This is a genomic window from Stutzerimonas sp. 21-1 (genome assembly GCF_056336065.1).
Map to the genome: position 1 here is coordinate 3885488 of NZ_CM150500.1, position 15484 is coordinate 3900971.

Genomic DNA, 15484 nt, shown 5'->3' on the forward strand with positions numbered 1-15484 from the left:
CGGTGCCCCCCTTACAGCTCGAGAATCATCTTCGAGACGATGTTCTTCTGAATTTCGTTGGAGCCGCCGAAGATCGACAGCTTGCGCATGTTGAAGTAGTCACCGGCCAGCGCTGCGCTGTAATCGGCGTGCAGCGGCTCGCCGTCATAGTCGAGCTGCAGCTCCTCCTCGAGGAAGGGCAGCGCATAGGGGCCGATGACCTTGCGCAGCAGATGGGTGATGGCCTGGCGGATCTCGGTGCCCTTGATCTTGAGGATCGACGACTCGGCGCCGGGCACACCGCCCTCCTTCGCCGCCGCGAGGATGCGCAGAGTGCTCATCTCGATGGCCATCAGCTGCATCTCCACTTCCGCGACCTGGGCGCGGAACAGCGGGTCTTCGAGCAGCGGCTTGCCGTCGCAGACTTCCTGCATGGCGATGCGCTTGAGATGCGCCAGCACCGCCTTGGACGAGCCGATGCCGGCGAGGCCCGTGCGCTCGTGGGTCAGCAGGTACTTGGCGCAGGTCCAGCCCTGGTTTTCCTCGCCGACAAGGTTCTCCACCGGCACGCGGACGTTGTCGAAGAAGACTTCGTTGACCTCGTGGTCGCCATCCAGGGTGATGATCGGCCGCACGCTGATGCCGGGGCTCTGCATGTCGATCAGCAGGAAGCTGATGCCGCGCTGCTGCTGGGCCTCGGGATCGGTGCGCACCAGGCAGAAGATCATGTTGGCGTGCTGACCGAGGGTGGTCCAGGTCTTCTGGCCGTTGACCACGTAGTGGTCGCCGTCACGCACGGCGCGGGTCTTCAGGCTCGCGAGGTCGGAGCCGGCACCGGGCTCGGAATAGCCCTGGCACCACCAGTCCTCGCCGGAGAGGATGCGCGGCAGGTAGTGGTCAATCTGCTGTTGGGTGCCGAACTTGAGGATCACCGGGGCGACCATGTTGACGCCGAACGGCACCGTGCGCGGCGCGCCGAAGGCCGAACATTCCTCGTCGAAGATGTGCTTTTCCACCGGGCCCCAGCTGGTGCCGCCGAGCACCACCGGCCAGCCCGGGGCGTACCAGCCGCGCTTGACCAGGATCTGCTGCCAGCGCTGGTGATCTTCCTTGCTCAGGTGCTTGCCGAGTCGCGTCTTGGCGGCGATGTCCGCCGGCAGCTCGCTGTTCAGGAAGGCGCGCACCTCGTCGCGGAAGGCGAGCTCTGCGGCCGTGTAGTTGACGTTCATGCCTGTTCTCCTGAGTGATGCGCGGGCTGCCAGCCCGAAAAGGTCCGCCCCTCGGCGGCCAGCTTTTCCAGCAGCGGCGCCGGTTTCCACCAGTCGCCGCAACGTGCGTGCAGTTCCTTCACCGTGGCCAGCACCTTGGCCAGGCCGACGCTGTCGGCATAGAACATCGGCCCGCCGCGCCAGGCCGGGAAGCCGTAGCCGTTGAGGTAGATCAGATCGATGTCGCTGGCGCGCTGGGCGATGCCCTCTTCGAGGATCTTGGCGCCCTCGTTGACCAGCGCGTAGAGGCAGCGCTCAACGATGTACTGCTCGTCCAGCGTCTGGCGTTCGAGGCCCTTCTCCCGCGAGGCGGCCTCCAGCATCGGCGCCAGCGCCGGGTTCTCCAGCGGCGTGCGGTTGCCAGACTCGTAGCGGTAGTAGCCGACGCCGGTCTTCTGCCCGAGCATGCCGGCGGCGCAGAGGCGGTCGGCCACCGTCGGGAATTCCAGGTGCGCCGGCAGCAGCGCGCGCTGGCGCTTGCGGATCGCCTGGCCGATGTCCAGGCCCGACAGGTCGCGCACGGCGAACGGCCCCATGGCCATGCCGAAATTGCGTAGCGCGCCGTCGACCTGCTGCGGTGTGGCGCCCTCCTCGAGGAGGAATTCCGCCTCGCGGCCGTACTGGAACAGCATGCGGTTGCCGACGAAACCGTCGCAGACGCCGACCACCACCGCGACCTTCTTCAGTCGCTTGCCGATGGCCATGGCAGTGGCCAGCACCTCATGACTGGTCCGCGCGCCGCGCACCACTTCCAGCAGGCGCATGACGTTGGCCGGGCTGAAGAAGTGCAGGCCGACCACGTCTTCCGGGCGCCGGGTGAAGGCGGCGATCTGGTTGAGGTCGAGCGACGAGGTATTCGAGGCGAGGATCGCGCCGGGCTTGCACACCGCATCGAGCCGCTCGAACACCTGCTGCTTGACCGCCATGTCTTCGAATACCGCCTCGACCACCAGATCGACCCCGGCCAGCGCGGCGTAATCGGTGACGCCCGCGATCAGCGCGAGGCGCCGTTCCATCTCCACCTCGCTCAGGCTGCCGCGCCGCACGCTCACCGCGCAGGTGTCACGGGCGCGTTGCAGCGCACGCTGCAGCGCCTCGTCGCTCACTTCCAGCAGCTTCACCGGCACGCCGGCGTTGGCGAAGCACAGCGCGATGCCGACGCCCATGGTGCCGCCGCCAATTACCGCCGCCGTGGCGATCTCCCGTGGGCGGGTCGCGGCCGGCAGATCGGCGATCTTGCCGGCCTGGCGTTCGGCGAAGAAGGCATGCACCAGTGCCGCGCGCTGCGGCGAATGCAGGCATTCGAGGAACAGTTGGCGCTCGCGCTCGAGCCCTTCGGCGAGCGGCAAGCGGGTCGCGGCTTCCACCGCGGCGATGCAGCGCAGCGGCGCGAACAGCCCGGGCGTGCGCCTGGCCACCTCGGCGTGCCGGACGGCAATCAGCTCGGCGCTGTCGGTGCCGGGCACGCTCAGCTCACCGGTGCGGCGCGGGCCACGGCCCTCGTCGAGCAGCCGCTGCGCGTAGGCCAGCGCGGCCGCGCGCGGATCACCGTCGAACAGTTCATCGACAATAAGATGCTCCAGCGCCTCGGCCGCGGTGATCGGCTGGCCGCCGACGATCATCTCCAGCGCCTTGGCCACACCGGCCAGGCGCGGCAAGCGCTGGGTGCCGCCGGCGCCGGGCAGCAGACCCAACTTCACTTCCGGCAGGCCGACCTTGGCGTCCGCACGGGCGATGCGGTAATGGCAGCCCAGCGCCACTTCCAGCCCGCCGCCCAGTGCCGTGCCGTGGATCGCCGCGACCCAGGGCTTGGTGCAGGCCTCGATGGCGGCGATGACTTCCGGCAGCGCCGGCGCCTGCGGCGGCTGGCCGAACTCCTTGATATCGGCACCGGCGAAGAAGGTGTTGCCGGCGCAGACCAGCGCCACCGCGCGCACCCCTGCGTCCGCCTCGGTCGCGCGCAGGGCGTGCAGCAGCCCCTGACGGACCGCCACGCCGAGCGCATTGACCGGTGGGTTGTTGACCGTGACGAGCGCGATGGCGCCCAGTCGTTCGAGCCGTACGACGTCCGTCATGCTGGCCTCCGCTGTACTGATTGGATTTGTTATTTAACGGAATCTTGTTTCGCACTGCAGAATATGCGAGTCATTTATTCGTGTCGATAGCACGCGCCGCCCAGGAAAAATAGCCGCGCAACCGCGCGCCGTGGCGGCTCAATGACAGCAAGCTGAGCGTTATTGACCCACTGAATAAGGCGCCACAGCGGCGCCGCAGGCTCAGCCCTGAATGGCGTGGCGAGGCGCGCGGGCCAGCAGCGCGGGGTCGAGACGCAGCAGGCGCACGCTGCGTTCGTCCGCCAGACGGCTCGCATCGGCTTCGGCCGGCAGTTCGAGCAGCAGGCGTGTGAGGTTGAGGACCAGCGCCTCGCGGCGCAGCACGCCGGCGCCCAGCGCGTAATAGGCGCTGATCACCTGGCGCAGCTCCAGCGGCAGGCGCCAGTGCGCGCGCAACGCCGAACCGAAGCCCGCGGCACGTTCGCGCAGGCTGCGTTGCACGGCCGCCTCGTCCAGCTCGCCACCGCTGTCGAGCCACTCCTGCAGGCTGCGCAGCAGCGTCAGCTCGCCGAGGTTCTGCAGCAGGCCGGCGGTGTAGCACAGCGCCTCATCGAGCCGGAGCTGATGCGCCAGCCAGCTCGCCAGGCGCGCGGTGCGCAGCGCCTGGGCGCCGAGCTGCGCGGTCAGTTCGGCCAGTCGCGGCTCGGCCAGCCAGGCGTTGTGCTGCAGCGCCAGCTCGGTCACCAGTTGCTGGCTGCGCAGCGTACCCAGACGCTGCTGCGCCTGCGCCAGGCTCAGACAGGGCGCCGTCTGCTGGGCGTCGCTGGCATTGGCGAGGCTGATCAGCCGCGCGGTGGCCTGCGGATCGCGCGCCAGCAGCTCGGCCAGCTCGCCGGGATCCTGATCGCCACCCTGCAGGCGCTGCAGGGCCTGCAGCAGCGGTTGCTGCAGCGGCGCGCCACGGTTGTGCTGGCGCATGCGTTCGAGGAAGTGGTCCAGGCTGTCCGGCTCGGCCACAGCCACCATGCCGCCGCCGGCCGAGCGCGGCAGCAGCCGGTCCAGGCGCAGGCGCAGGTCGTCGAGGTCGTAGGGCTTGCCGAGATAGGCCGCCGGCGCCAGCGGCAGCACGGTGCGCACGCTGGCGGTATCGGTGCGCGCGCTGATCAGCACGCAGGGCAGCCGTTGCGTTGGCCCGTGCCGGCGCAGCTCACGCAGCAGCTGGCGGCCGTCGAGGCCATCGAGTTCGCCATCGATGATCAGCAGGCTCGGCACCTGACGCTTGCAGGTCGCCAGCGCCGCATGGCCATCACCCACCGGCACCACGCGCGTGCCGGGACGCAACGCACGCACCAGCTGGCACAGCTGATCCGCCCGCCAGGGCTCGTTGTAGGCGACGAGGACGAAGGAAACTTGGGCCGAGATGCTCACTGCGCTGCTCGCTGGAAGACACTGCCAGCCTAGCAAGCGGACGGGCAGCTGCAGCGCGTCGCCGATGACAGGCAACGACGCGCGGGGCAGCGATTCTGACCGTATAGATGGCAAAGAGCCAGCCCGTCGGACGGGACGGGCTGTCGCAGGCTAGAGCGCCATGCAGAGGTACTTGATCTCCAGGTAGTCCTCGATGCCGTACTTGGAGCCTTCGCGGCCGAGGCCGGACGACTTCACCCCGCCGAACGGCGCCACCTCGGTGGAGATCAGCCCGGTGTTGATGCCGACCATGCCGTACTCCAGCGCCTCGGCGACGCGGAACACCCGGCCCAGGTCGCGGGCATAGAAGTAGGAAGCCAGACCGAACTCGGTGTCGTTGGCCTTGGCGATCACCTCGGCCTCGTCCTTGAAGCGGAACAGCGGCGCCAGCGGGCCGAAGGTCTCTTCCTTGGCCACCTTGGCGCTGTCCGGCACATCGACCAGCACGCTCGGCTCGAAATAGCTGCCGCCCAGCTGATGCGCCTGCCCGCCGGCGACCAGCCGCGCGCCCTGGGCGACGGCGTCCTCGATGTGTTCGCGCACCTTGGCGGCGGCGCGGTCGTCGATCAGCGGGCCGACGTCGGTGCCCTCTTCCAGGCCGTTGCCGACCCGCAGCTTGGCCACCGCGGCCTGGAATTTCTCGGCGAAGGCGTCATACACGCCGTCCTGCACGTAGATGCGGTTGACGCACACGCAGGTCTGCCCGGCGTTGCGGTACTTGGACTGCATGGCGCCCTTCACCGCCTCGTCGAGGTCGGCATCGTCGAAGACGATGAACGGCGCATTGCCGCCCAGCTCCAGGGAGACTTTCTTGATCCCCGGTGCGCACTGCTCCATCAGCTTGGCGCCAACTTCGGTGGAGCCGGTGAAGGAAATCTTGCGCACCTTGGGGTTGGCGGTCAGCTCGTTGCCGATGTCGCCGGCCGAGCCGGTGACCACGCTGAGCACGCCCTTGGGAATGCCGGCTCGCTCGGCCAGCGCGACCAGCGCCAGCGCCGAGAACGGCGTCTGCGAAGCCGGCTTGATCACCATGGTGCAGCCAGCGGCCAGCGCCGGGCCGGCCTTGCGGGTGATCATCGCCGAGGGGAAGTTCCACGGGGTGATCGCCGCGGTCACGCCGATCGGCTGCTTGATGACGATGATGCGCTTGTCTTTCTGATGGCCGGGAATGGTGTCGCCGTAGATACGCTTGGCTTCCTCGGCGAACCACTCGATGAAGGAGGCGGCATAGGCGATCTCGCCCTTGGCCTCGGCCAGCGGCTTGCCCTGCTCCAGCGTCATCAGGCGACCGAGATCGTCCTGGTTTTCTATCAGCAGCTCGAACCAGCGCCGCAGCTTCTGCGAGCGCTCCTTGGCGGTCAGCTCGCGCCAGGCCGGCAGCGCGCGCTCGGCGGCGTCGATGGCGCGGCGGGTCTCGGCGGCGCCCATCTTCGGCACCGTGCCGAGCGTCTCGCCGGTGGCCGGGTTGTTCACGCTGATGGTCTGGCCGCTGTCGGCATCCAGCCAGGCACCATCGATATAGGCCTGCTGGCGGAACAGCGCGGGGTCTTTGAGTTGCATGGCAGTCTCCTCGGACATCGTAGCGGCAGGCCCGCTGCGGAAAGTTTGGCTAACGCGACGATGATCTGAACCGTCCTCGGGCGTCCGGTTCCTGCCGCGGCGTTACTGCGAACGGTCATGCTAGGACCGCGGCCCGCCGGCCGGCAAGTTCATGGCGCGCGGCGTTGTCCCGCCATTGACCGGTCTGATACACGGGCGCGTCTGTTACGCCTTGTTACCCATTGCCAGCCACCCCGCGCGGTATAGTCACGCGCCGGCGGCCAGGCCGCCGCATCCCGTTGACCGATAAATGGAGCTATTCGTGAAAGCATTGATGACAGGCGTCGCGACTGCCGTTCTGCTGCTCAGCACCGCCGCCCAGGCGCAGTTGAAACCGGAAGAAATGGTCGAAACCCGCCAGGCCGGCTACCAGTTCATGTCGTGGAACATGGGCAAGATCAAGGCCCAGGTGGTCGACGGCGAGGAGACCTATGACCAGGCCAAGGTCGCCGCCGCCGCCAACGCCATCGCCGCCATCGCCAACTCCGGCATGGGCAGCCTCTACAGCCCGGACACCACCACCGCGCAGCTGGGCGACAAGACCCGCCTGAAGCCGGAGTTCTTCCAGAACCTCGACGAAGCCGGTCGCATCGGCCGCAACTTCACCGCCGCCGCCAACCAGCTCGCCAAGGTGGCCGCGGAAGGCGATCAGGCCGCGATCAAGAAGGCCTTCGGTGACGTCGGCGGGAGCTGCAAATCCTGCCACGACAAATTCCGCGCCGAATAAGCGCTCCGGCCTGCCGGTCGCCTGCCGCGACCGGCCGTGCCTCCTACCAGTCCAGACTGGGCGCCGCCGCGGCGGGTGCCGGCTTCATCCGCTCCGCCACCATCTGTACCGCCCATACGCTCCCCAGCGCCACGATAACCGCCAGCGCGGCCGCCAGCAGCGAGCCACCGCGGGCATCCTGCTGCGCCGGATGCTCGCGCCGGGCGCGCCCGGCGATCATCGCGCGCACCAGCGGCTTGCGCCGGACCAGGCCATACCAGCCGATCGCCGTCAGGTGCAGACCGATCAGCGCCAGCAGCAGCCACTTGGCCTGGCGATGCAGGCCGCTCAGCCAATCGCTGGTCGCGCTGTCGACCAGCGCATAGAGCGGCCCCTGGAAGGCGATGTCGTCGGTCGCCAGCAGTCCGCTGGCCACCTGGAAGCCGACCAGCCCCAGCATCGCCAGCACCGAGAATGCGCCGAGCGGGTTGTGCCCGGCCTCGCGCCAGTTGTCCTGTAGGTAGTCGCGCACGCCAAGCGTCGCCGCAAGAATCCGCGACCAGCGCGCATAGGTGGAACCGACGAAGCCCCACAGCAGGCGGAACACCAGCAAGCCCAGCACCAGCTGGCCGAGGCGGCCGTGCCAGACCATCAGATTGCCGCCGATCCAGCCGGTGACGATGGCAGCCGTCACCGACGCGGCGAACAGCCAGTGAAAGATCCGCAGCGGCGCATCCCACAGTTTGATATGACCCACATGCCCCCCTCAGCGATCCAAACCCACACGGCCGCCGTGGCCGTGCGGCCGCAAGGGTAACAGCCGCCCGCAACGCCGGCAGCCGTCCGGCGGTCGCGCCGACAACGGCGCCCCGGCCGGCATGGACGCCTGCGGAGGACATGCGTATGATTGCGCCCCGCAACGCATCCGTAGCTCAGCTGGATAGAGTACTGCCCTCCGAAGGCAGGGGTCGTGGGTTCGAATCCCGCCGGATGCGCCATCTCTCCCGTCGCTGGTTTGCCTGAAGCCAGCGCCGCGCTCAGCAGCACTTCTTCCCGTTCCTGCTTCCGAACGCATCACCCGTCGCATCGCGGCCGGTGCGCTCATGCACGCCGGTGCGGTGCCATGGCTTCACCTTGCGTGCCGCTTATTGCACGCTGCAGACGCGATTGCGGCCCTGGCCTTTGGCCTCGTAGAGCGCGCGGTCGGTGCGGTCGATCAGGCTGGCGACGGTTTCGCCGGCGTTCAGCTGCGCGACGCCCAGCGACAGCGTGATCGGCCCCACCTCCGGTTGCGGCGTACGTTCGATGCGTGCGCGAATCCGCTCGGCCTGTTCCATCGCGGCACGCAGCTCGCAGTGCGGCAGGATCACCATGAATTCTTCGCCGCCCCAGCGCACCACGCCATCGGTCGCCCGCACGCAGGCGCGCAGCAGACGCCCGACACGCTCCAGCACACGGTCGCCGGCCGGATGGCCGAAGGTGTCGTTGATCGCCTTGAAGTGGTCGATATCCGCGAGGATCAACCCAAAGGGCGCGCCACCCTCGCGCGCGCCGATGTAGATGCGCTCGAGCAGGCTTTCGCCGCCGCGGCGGTTGTACAGCCCGGTCAGCACGTCCAGTGAGGCGGCGTCACGCAGCGCCTGTTCGTGGCGCACGCGCGCCGTCAGGTCGCGGATGATGCTGACGAAGTGGGTGCGGTTGTCGTCGCGGCCACGCACCGGCGAGATGGTCTGGTCGGCGTGAAAGATGTGACCGTTGCGGTGGCGGTCGGCGAAGGTCGCATGAAATGGCCGGCCGGCGCGCAGGCTCTCGTAGAGGCTGGCGTAGAAGGCGTCGTCGTGCTCGCCGGAGCGCAGGAACGCAGGGGTGCGACCGAGCACTTCAGCCACCGAGTAGCCGGTCATGGCCTCGAAGGCCGGGTTGGCGAACTCGATGACGCCGTTCTCGTCGGTAATCAGCACCGCGTCATGCGAGGCGGCCAGCGCCTCGAAGAGCAGCTGGCTGGTTTGCTGCGCCGCGACCAGTTCGGAGAAGCCGCGCTGCACCGACACGTAGTGGCTGACGGCTCCCTGCGCATCGCGAATCGGCGAGATGTTCCATTCGACCCAGTACGGCTCGCCGTCCTTGCGGTAGTTGACCGTCGAACCATGGAAGAAACGTCCGTCGCGCAGGCACTGGCGCAGCTCGTCGAGCACGTCGCGATCGGTCAGCGGGCCTTGGAGGATGCGCGGCGTCTGCCCGACCAGCTCTTCGGCGCTGTAGCCGGACAGTGCGCAAAACGCGGCATTGGCATAGAGAATCCGCGGGCCGTGCGGGGCCGGTTGCGCATCGGTGATCAGGACCGAGTTGAAGGCCTGCTCGACTGCCTGAAGCAGCAGCTGCGGCGAGATTGCATCGGGGATGGCCTTCATGGCTTCACTCTGGCGGCAGGAACAATGCGCATTCTAGAGGCAGGCCACCGTGACGCACTTGATCGACACGCACCTGCCACTCATCCATTAGGCGTAGTCGAAGTGCGCCCGCGGATTAATTAACCGCTGCCCTGCAAGCCCGCGCCGCCTGCGCTCAGCGACGATGGATCGCCCGCGCGGCGTTGAGGATGCAGCGCGTCAGCTCCGGCACCGAGAACTTGGTGAGAATCTCGTTGGCGCCCACTGCCTTCGCCCGGTCGGTGCTGATGGTGCTGTCGAGCGAGGTGTGCAGCAGTACATAAATGCCGGCGTAGGTCGGGTGCTGGCGCAGCGCCTGGGTAAAGGCGTAGCCGTCCATCTCCGGCATCTCGATGTCCGAAACCACCACGTTGATTTCTTCCGGGCCGCCGTGCAGCTCATCGAGCTTGGCCAGCGCGGCGCGCGCGCCGGTGACGGCGTGGCAGGTCACGCCCAGCTGGCCCAGCGCGGCCAGCGACATGCTGCGGGCGACCTGGCTGTCGTCGACGATCAGCGCGCGCGTCTCGGTGAGCAGCTGCGCATCCTCGACGTCCAGATCAGACAAATCGGCTTCGGCCGAGGCCGGCGAGATGTTATGCAGCACCTTTTCGATATCCAGCACCTGGATCAGCTCGCCATCCACCTCGGCGGTGCCGGTGATGAACGAGCGCCCCTTGGCGCCGTAGGGCGGCGGCAGGATCTTCGAGGTGGCGCAGCTGACGATCCGCGCCACCGCCTGCACGTGCAGGCCGTGCTTCTGCCGGCTGATCTCGGTGACCACCAGGCAGCCGCCGCGCGGGTCCTCCAGCGGCGCCATGCCGATCGCCTGGCTCAGATCGATCACCGACAACGGCTCGCCGCGCAGGGTCGCGACGCCTTCGATGTGCGGATGCGCCTCGGGCAGCCGCGTCAGCCGCGGCATCGGGATGATCTCGCTGACCTTCAGCAGGTTGATCGCCATCTGCTTGCCGCTGCGCAGCGTGAAGAGAAGAAGCGACAGTGAATCGGCGGTGTAGGAGTTGCTCATGTCTTGCCCTGCGACTGCGTTGGCCGATGGCCGTTGCGCGGGTTATCGGCACGCCTTGGATTTCTTGCAGTCCGGCGATGCGCTTTACCTGCCGTTCGGCGGCTGTCATCTGCCGGACGATGAATGGTCGGCAGCGCATCATGCCTCAATGTCACAATGACATCATTGTCCAGCCCTACCCCGCGCCACCACGAGTCCACCTCCATGCACGCCGACATCCGCTATTCCGTCATTCTCGAACGCACCGGGCAGACCCTGCTCGCCCAGGCCGATCTGCAGCAGCTCGAAGCCTTCTGGGACGCCCACGATGCGGAGTACGTCGGCCTGCGCATCGAGGACGAGCAGAGCCGCCACGCGCGGGTGATCGTCACCGACCAGCTGCCCGCCGAGGAAGACGCCGATCTGGTGTGACGGCGCGGCGCGTTGCACGCCACGCCTTGGGAGGCCGCTTACTGGTCGCGATCGATGTTGAACGGCGACCAGGCCTGACGCGTCGGCATCACTTCCAGGCGGTTGATGTTGATGTGATCCGGCAGCGTGGCGACGTAGAAGATCTGCTCGGCGATGTCCTCGGCGCTCAGCGGCGTGGTGCCGCGGTAGAGCTTGTCGCTGGCGGCCTGATCGCCCTTGGTGCGCACCAGGGTGAATTCGGTTTCGGCCATGCCCGGGGCGATGTCGGTGACGCGCACGCCGGTGCCGAGCAGGTCACAGCGCAGGTTGTAGCCGAACTGCTCGACGAAGGCCTTGGTCGCGCCGTAGACGTGGCCGCCCGGATACGGCCAGTGGCCGGCCACCGAGCCGATGTTGACGATGCTGGCGCCGGCGCCGGTGGCGATCAGCGTCGGCAGCAGCGCATGGGTGACGTTGACCAGGCCGGTGATGTTGGTGTCGATCATGGTGTGCCAGTCCTGCAGATCGACCTGCTGCGCCGGCTGCGGCGCCAGTGCCAGGCCGGCGTTGTTGACCAGGCAATTGATCTGGCGGAATTCGGCGGGCAGTTGCTCGACCACCTCCTTCACCGCGCCGGCATGGCGCACGTCGAGCGTGGCGATGTGCACCGGCACCTTGGCCGACAGCTCGCTCTGCAGCTCTTCCAGACGCTCGCTGCGCCGCCCGGTGAGGACCAGCGCCCAGCCGGCCTCGGCGAAGCGGCGGGCGGTGGCGCGGCCGAAGCCGGAGGTGGCGCCGGTGATGAATACGATCTTCTGTTTCATGCTCTTCCTCTTTTCTGACAGGCCCGACCGTCGTGTAGGCGACGCGGCAGCTCGCCGACCAGCTTAGGGGCGCACGCCGCGCAGGCAAAGTCTTGCGTGCGCCGACTGGCCGCCGCGCTCACCGTCGAAGCTTCACCGAACGGTCATCCCAGGTTCACGGACGCTTAGCGGGACTGCAACAGAGCCTGACTACCTTCTCGTCTAGACAAGTTGGCCGACCTCCCCGGCCGCGCAGACAAGAGGGCAAGACATGAATGCGGCTATTCGAGTCGAGCGACTGAACAAGACCTTCGCCGGCAAGCAGGCGCTGTTCGACCTGGGCCTGGCGATCCAGCCGGGCGAGATGGTGGCGCTGATCGGTGCGTCCGGTTCCGGCAAGTCCACGCTGTTGCGCCATCTGGCCGGGCTGGCCTGCTGCGACCGCACCGCTGGCGGGCGCATCGAGGTGCTCGGCCGCGAGGTGCAGGCCACCGGCCAGCTGCACGGCGAAGTGCGCCGTCTGCGCGCCGACATCGGCTACATCTTCCAGCAGTTCAACCTGGTCAACCGCCTCAGCGTGCTGGACAACGTGCTGCTCGGCTTTCTCGGCCGCATGCCGCGCTGGCGCGGCTCGCTGGGCATGTTCAGCGACGCGCAGAAGCGCCAGGCGATGACGGCGCTGGAGCGCGTCGGCCTGGCCGAGCGTGCCGCGCAGCGCGCCTCCACCCTCTCCGGCGGCCAGCAGCAGCGGGTGGCGATCGCCCGCGCGCTGACCCAGCAGGCCGAGGTGATCCTCGCCGACGAACCGATCGCCTCGCTCGATCCGGAGTCGGCGCGCCGGGTCATGGAAATCCTCGCCGACATCAACCGCCAGGACGGCAAGACCGTGGTGGTAACCCTGCATCAGGTCGACTACGCGCTGCGCTACTGCCCGCGCGCGGTGGCGCTCAAGCATGGCCGCATCCATTACGACGGCCCTTCGGCGGCGCTCGGCGACCGCCTGCTCAACGACCTCTACGGCGCCGATCTGGACGCCAGCCTGCTGTTCTCCGACCGCGCCCGCAGCGCCGAGCCGCGCCAGCTGCAGCTGGTCAACGGCTGAGCCGCCGCCACCCGACAACCAACGCCACACCCCAGGAGTGATCTCCATGTTGAAACGCTTCAGCCGCGCCCTCGCCGCCTCCACGCTGCTCGCCGGTGCGATGTTCGGCACCGCGCAGGCCGCCGAGACCATCACCTTCGGCATCATTTCCACCGAGTCCTCGCAGAACCTGCGCAGCGTCTGGGATCCCTTCCTCGCCGACATGAGCAAGCAGACCGGCTACGAGGTGAAGGCCTTCTTCGCCCCCGACTACGCCGGGGTGATCCAGGGCATGCGCTTCGACAAGGTCGATCTGGCCTGGTACGGCAACAAGTCGGCGATGGAGGCGGTGGATCGCGCCGGCGGCGAAATCTTCGCCCAGACCGTCGCCGCCAACGGCAACCCGGGCTACTACAGCCATCTGATCGTGCACAAGGACAGCGCCCTGAACTCGGTCGAGGACGTGCTGAAGAACGCCAAGAGCCTGACCTTCGCCAACGGCGACCCGAACTCCACCTCCGGCTACCTGGTGCCCGGCTACTACGTGTTCGCCAAGAACAAGGTCGACGCCAGCCAGGCCTTCAAGCGCAGCCTCAACGGCAGCCACGAAGTGAACGCGCTGTCGGTGGCGAACAAGCAGGTCGATGTCGGCACCTTCAACAGCGAAGGCATGGAGCGCCTTGAGATCACCGCGCCGGACAAGGCCGCGCAACTGAAGATCGTCTGGACCTCGCCGCTGATCCCGGCCGACCCGCTGGTGTGGCGCAAGAGCCTGAGCGACGAGCAGAAGAACAAGCTGCGCGAGTTCTTCATGAGCTACGGCGCCCAGCCGGCCGAGAAGGAAATCCTCGCCGCGCTGCAGTGGGCACCGTTCCGCGCCTCCGACAACGACCAGCTGCTGCCGATCCGCCAGCTGGAACTGTTCAAGAAGCGCAGCGAAGTCGCCGCCGACAGCAAGCTCTCCGACAGCGACCGCCAGGCGCAGCTGCAGGGCATCGACGACGAGCTGGCCAAGCTGGAGCAGCGCATGGCCGAGCGCGAGCAGAAGAACGCCGCCGCCAAGGCCAGCTGACCAACGCCGGGCGTGGCGCGCTGGCGCCACGCTCCAATCCGCGCCGTTTTCGAGAACCGAACATGACCACTCTGAGCACCACACCGCCGCTGGCGAGCAACGACAAGCGCAGCTGGTTGCGCCTGCTCGGCTGGGGCCTGTGCCTGGCCGTACTGGCCTGGTCCTGGCAGGGCGCGGAGATGAATCCGCTGCTGCTGATCCGCGACAGCGCCAACATGGCGACCTTCGCCGCCGACTTCTTCCCGCCGGACTTCAGCAACTGGCAGCTGTACCTCAAGGAGATGGTCACCACTGTGCACATCGCCCTATGGGGCACCTTGCTGGCAATCGTCTGCGCCATCCCGCTGGGGATTCTCAGCTCCGAGAACATCGTGCCCTGGTGGGTCTACCAGCCGGTGCGCCGGCTGATGGACGCCTGCCGGTCGATCAACGAGATGGTCTTCGCCATGCTCTTCGTCGTCGCCGTCGGCCTCGGACCCTTCGCCGGTGTGCTGGCGCTGTGGATCAGCACCACCGGCGTGCTCGCCAAGCTGTTCGCCGAAGCGGTGGAAGCCATCGAGCCGGGCCCGGTGGAAGGCGTGCGTGCCACCGGTGCCAGTGCGCTGCAGGAAGTCATCTTCGGGGTGATTCCACAGGTGCTGCCGCTGTGGATTTCCTACTCGCTGTACCGCTTCGAATCCAACGTGCGCTCGGCCACGGTGGTCGGCATGGTCGGCGCCGGCGGCATCGGCGTGATCCTCTGGGAAGCCATTCGCGGCTTCCAGTTCGGCCAGACCGCCGCCCTGCTGCTGATCATCATCGCCGTGGTGAGCCTGATCGACCTGCTCTCCCAGCGCCTGCGCAAGCTCTTCATCTGACGGAGCGAGGCGCTGTGCGCCTCTCGAAAACACCATGCAGTTGTCTAGACAACCCAGCGAACCGCTCTACCTCGAACTGGCCCAGGTGCTGCGCGGCGAGTTGCGCCACTACCGCATCGGCGACTTCCTCCCCGGCGAGATGCAGCTGGCGCGGCGCTTCGCGGTCAACCGCCACACCCTGCGCCGTGCCGTCGACGAGCTGGTCCAGGAAGGCCGCCTGCTGCGTCGCCAGGGCAAGGGCACCCAGGTGCTGCAACGCCCGCTGGTCTACCCGCTGCAGGCCGACAGCGCCTACAGCGAATCGCTGGCCGCCCTCGGCTTGCGTACCGAGGCGCGCCTGCTCGAGCGGCGCCAACTGAGCGCCAGCGCTGAGGAAGCGCGCCACCTGCAACTGGCCGAAGGCGCCGCGCTGATCGAGCTGAGCACCCTGCGCCTGCTCGATGGCGAGCCGGTCAGCCTGATCCGCCACCGTTACTGCGCCAGCCACGCCGAACGGCTCGCCGACTACCAGGGCGGCTCGCTGCGCCACTACCTCGGTGAACGCGGCCTGCCGCTGACGCGTCGTTTCAGCCTGATCGGCGCACGCCTGGCCGATCGCGACGAGGCCGCACAGCTGCTGATGCCGCTGCGCATGCCGCTGCTGTCGGTGTTCACCCTGTCCTGCGATGCCGCCGGGCGACCGGTGGAGATCGCCCTCTCGGCCAGCCGTTCCGACCGTTTCCAGTACCAGGTCGCCACCTGATGGAGAACCC

At 67.9% G+C, this 15484-nt stretch carries 14 protein-coding genes and 1 tRNA gene; 7 read left to right on the forward strand and 8 right to left on the reverse strand.

Annotated features, from left to right (window positions below; all coding sequences use genetic code 11):
- Positions 1 to 11 precede the first annotated feature (11 nt).
- From AC0ZJQ_RS18590 to gabD, 4 genes are all read right to left on the reverse strand, one after another.
- The gene (locus tag AC0ZJQ_RS18590; RefSeq protein WP_476477093.1) at positions 12 to 1208 is read right to left on the reverse strand and encodes an acyl-CoA dehydrogenase family protein; all 1197 of its coding nucleotides are present in this window, start codon (positions 1206 to 1208) and stop codon (positions 12 to 14) included.
- Positions 1205 to 3322, reverse strand: a complete 2118-nt coding sequence (locus tag AC0ZJQ_RS18595) for a 3-hydroxyacyl-CoA dehydrogenase NAD-binding domain-containing protein (RefSeq protein WP_476477094.1) — start codon at positions 3320 to 3322, stop codon at positions 1205 to 1207. Before AC0ZJQ_RS18595 ends, AC0ZJQ_RS18590 begins: the two co-directional genes overlap by 4 nt.
- 201 nt (positions 3323 to 3523) lie before the next feature.
- The gene (locus AC0ZJQ_RS18600; protein WP_476477095.1) at positions 3524 to 4729 is read right to left on the reverse strand and encodes an HDOD domain-containing protein; all 1206 of its coding nucleotides are present in this window, start codon (positions 4727 to 4729) and stop codon (positions 3524 to 3526) included.
- A 150-nt stretch (positions 4730 to 4879) separates the two neighbouring features.
- A complete protein-coding gene (gabD, locus tag AC0ZJQ_RS18605) occupies positions 4880 to 6328 on the reverse strand; it encodes an NADP-dependent succinate-semialdehyde dehydrogenase (RefSeq protein WP_476477096.1) in 1449 nt (482 codons plus the stop codon).
- A 313-nt stretch (positions 6329 to 6641) separates the two neighbouring features.
- Between gabD and AC0ZJQ_RS18610 the strand changes: the two genes are divergently transcribed.
- The gene (locus AC0ZJQ_RS18610; protein WP_476477787.1) at positions 6642 to 7094 is read left to right on the forward strand and encodes a c-type cytochrome; all 453 of its coding nucleotides are present in this window, start codon (positions 6642 to 6644) and stop codon (positions 7092 to 7094) included.
- A 43-nt stretch (positions 7095 to 7137) separates the two neighbouring features.
- Here AC0ZJQ_RS18610 and AC0ZJQ_RS18615 read toward each other — a convergent pair whose 3' ends face one another.
- Positions 7138 to 7830, reverse strand: a complete 693-nt coding sequence (locus AC0ZJQ_RS18615; protein ID WP_165594303.1) for a cytochrome b/b6 domain-containing protein — start codon at positions 7828 to 7830, stop codon at positions 7138 to 7140.
- A gap of 164 nt (positions 7831 to 7994) precedes the next feature.
- Here AC0ZJQ_RS18615 and AC0ZJQ_RS18620 point away from each other — a divergent pair.
- Positions 7995 to 8071: transfer RNA gene (locus AC0ZJQ_RS18620), tRNA-Arg, on the forward strand.
- Positions 8072 to 8218: 147 nt separating this feature from the next.
- On the opposite strand, the gene AC0ZJQ_RS18625 is transcribed toward AC0ZJQ_RS18620, so the two are convergent.
- Together AC0ZJQ_RS18625 and AC0ZJQ_RS18630 are read right to left on the reverse strand one after the other, a co-directional pair.
- Positions 8219 to 9484: a sensor domain-containing diguanylate cyclase gene (locus AC0ZJQ_RS18625; protein WP_476477097.1), complete on the reverse strand. Its 1266-nt coding sequence runs from the start codon at positions 9482 to 9484 to the stop codon at positions 8219 to 8221.
- Positions 9485 to 9638: 154 nt separating this feature from the next.
- Positions 9639 to 10529: a chemotaxis protein gene (locus tag AC0ZJQ_RS18630; protein ID WP_476477098.1), complete on the reverse strand. Its 891-nt coding sequence runs from the start codon at positions 10527 to 10529 to the stop codon at positions 9639 to 9641.
- A 204-nt stretch (positions 10530 to 10733) separates the two neighbouring features.
- Here AC0ZJQ_RS18630 and AC0ZJQ_RS18635 point away from each other — a divergent pair, with 204 nt between their 5' ends.
- Complete coding sequence (locus tag AC0ZJQ_RS18635) at positions 10734 to 10940, forward strand: hypothetical protein (RefSeq protein ID WP_237262905.1); 207 nt, start codon at positions 10734 to 10736, stop codon at positions 10938 to 10940.
- Between the two features lie 38 nt (positions 10941 to 10978).
- Here AC0ZJQ_RS18635 and AC0ZJQ_RS18640 read toward each other — a convergent pair whose 3' ends face one another.
- Positions 10979 to 11743 (reverse strand): SDR family oxidoreductase, encoded by a 765-nt coding sequence (locus AC0ZJQ_RS18640; protein ID WP_476477099.1) that lies wholly within the window; start codon positions 11741 to 11743, stop codon positions 10979 to 10981.
- A 250-nt stretch (positions 11744 to 11993) separates the two neighbouring features.
- Here AC0ZJQ_RS18640 and phnC point away from each other — a divergent pair, with 250 nt between their 5' ends.
- The 4 genes from phnC (at position 11994) to phnF (ending at position 15474) form a co-directional block, all read left to right on the forward strand.
- Positions 11994 to 12824, forward strand: a complete 831-nt coding sequence (gene phnC, locus AC0ZJQ_RS18645) for a phosphonate ABC transporter ATP-binding protein (RefSeq protein WP_476477100.1) — start codon at positions 11994 to 11996, stop codon at positions 12822 to 12824.
- Between the two features lie 46 nt (positions 12825 to 12870).
- Complete coding sequence (phnD, locus tag AC0ZJQ_RS18650; protein WP_476477101.1) at positions 12871 to 13875, forward strand: phosphonate ABC transporter substrate-binding protein; 1005 nt, start codon at positions 12871 to 12873, stop codon at positions 13873 to 13875.
- 62 nt (positions 13876 to 13937) lie between these two features.
- Positions 13938 to 14732 carry a phosphonate ABC transporter, permease protein PhnE gene (gene phnE / locus AC0ZJQ_RS18655; protein ID WP_102833586.1) on the forward strand — a complete coding sequence of 265 codons (795 nt, stop codon included), beginning with the start codon at positions 13938 to 13940 and terminating at the stop codon, positions 14730 to 14732.
- 34 nt (positions 14733 to 14766) lie between these two features.
- Positions 14767 to 15474, forward strand: a complete 708-nt coding sequence (phnF, locus tag AC0ZJQ_RS18660; protein WP_476477102.1) for a phosphonate metabolism transcriptional regulator PhnF — start codon at positions 14767 to 14769, stop codon at positions 15472 to 15474.
- Positions 15475 to 15484 lie beyond the last annotated feature (10 nt).